Genomic DNA, 1,331 nt, shown 5'->3' with positions numbered 1-1,331 from the left:
CGGGCCCGCACCGCCCTGACCCGCGCCTACACGGGGCGGTGGGCGCGGTCGCTGGCCACCGCGTTCATGGCGGAGCACCCGGACGCCCCCGCCGCGTACCCCGAGGTCAACGTCCTGACGAAGGGGCTGCGCGCCGCCGCCGCGGCCGTCGGCGACCTCGAACGCGTCCACCTGTGGGCCGGCACCGAGGCGCACCGGGTCCGTGAGGCGCCGGCCGCCGACGTCCTCGCCTCCCTCGCGCCCTGAGGACCGTCCCGGATCATCCCGCGGACTGACGCCGGCCCCTCGGCCTGCGGCCTAGGCTGGCCCGCGTGAACCCCCTGCGCCGCCTCGACCAGTGGACGCGCCTGCACCCCGTGCGCACCGACGTGATGGCCGCCGCGGCACTGTTCACCGTGCTCGTGGCGCTGCCGTGGATCGCGCTCGGGCCGATGGTCGCCCCGGACCCCCAGGGCCGGCAGACGGCCGTCTCCCTCCTGGCCGGGGCCGGCATGGTCCTGCCGTGGGCCGTGCGCCGGGTGCGCCCGGTGGCCTCGGCCGCCGTCGTGACGGCCGCGGCCGTCCTGCACCTGCTCGCCGGGCCCGAGTTCAGCCTGTCCCTGCTGATGGTGCCGCTCACCGTCTACAACCTCGCCGCGAACGCGCCCCGGAGCATCTCCGTGGCCGGGCTCCTCACGGGGCTGGTCGGCGGCGTGGCCAACGGGGTGAAGGTGTGGCTGTTCCCGGCGCAGTTCGTCACCCCCGACGGCCTCACCGTCCGCTCCCCCGCGGAGCCGCTGGCCATGGTCATCATGGCGATCGGCTGCGGGCTCATGGTGCTCACCGCGTGGGCGTTCGGCGACGTCGTGCGCAACCGCCGCCTCACCGTGCGCGCCCTCGAGGACCGCGCCCACCGCCTCGAGGTGCAGTCCCGGCAGGAGCGCGAGCTCGCCGCCGCCGACGAGCGCAGCCACATCGCCCGGGAGATGCACGACATCGTCGCCCACTCCCTGCAGGTGATCATCTCCCAGGCCGACGGCGCCCGGTACGCCGCCGCCGCCAAGCCCGCGCTCGCGGTCACCGCGCTCGAGACCATCGGCCAGACCGGCCGCTCCGCGCTCGCGGACATGCGCCAGCTGCTCGGCGTGCTCCGCGAGACCGGCGAGACCGTGGCCGGGGTGCCCGGCGTGACGGACGACGACGCCCGGCGGCCCGCCGCCGACGCCGATCCGGCGGGCCTTCTCCAGGAGACCGCCCTCCTCGACGGCCTCGAACACGGCGAGCGCCGCCGCCGTGGCGACGGGGTTGCCCCCGTAGGTGCCCCCGAGGCCGCCCGGGTGCACGGAGTCCAT

General features: G+C 76.8%; 1 protein-coding gene and 2 pseudogenes. 2 read left to right on the top strand and 1 reads right to left on the bottom strand.

Annotation, left to right across the window (positions count from 1 at the left end; translation table 11 throughout):
• On the top strand, positions 1–246 hold a 246-nt coding region (locus D8M29_RS12280; RefSeq protein WP_174233370.1), incomplete at its 5' end, for a nitronate monooxygenase.
• Between the two features lie 125 nt (positions 247–371).
• Positions 372–1,082: pseudogene (locus D8M29_RS14565) on the top strand (histidine kinase); the annotation flags it as partial.
• Between the two features lie 180 nt (positions 1,083–1,262).
• Here the strand turns inward: D8M29_RS14565 and D8M29_RS14560 are convergent.
• Positions 1,263–1,331: pseudogene (locus tag D8M29_RS14560) on the bottom strand (hypothetical protein); the annotation flags it as partial.

It is taken from the genome of Micrococcus sp. HSID17227, from assembly GCF_003989405.1.
Lineage (GTDB): Bacteria > Actinomycetota > Actinomycetes > Actinomycetales > Micrococcaceae > Micrococcus > Micrococcus luteus.
Note: the sequence above shows the minus strand (reverse complement) of the source record. Positions and strands in the feature narration are given on the sequence as shown.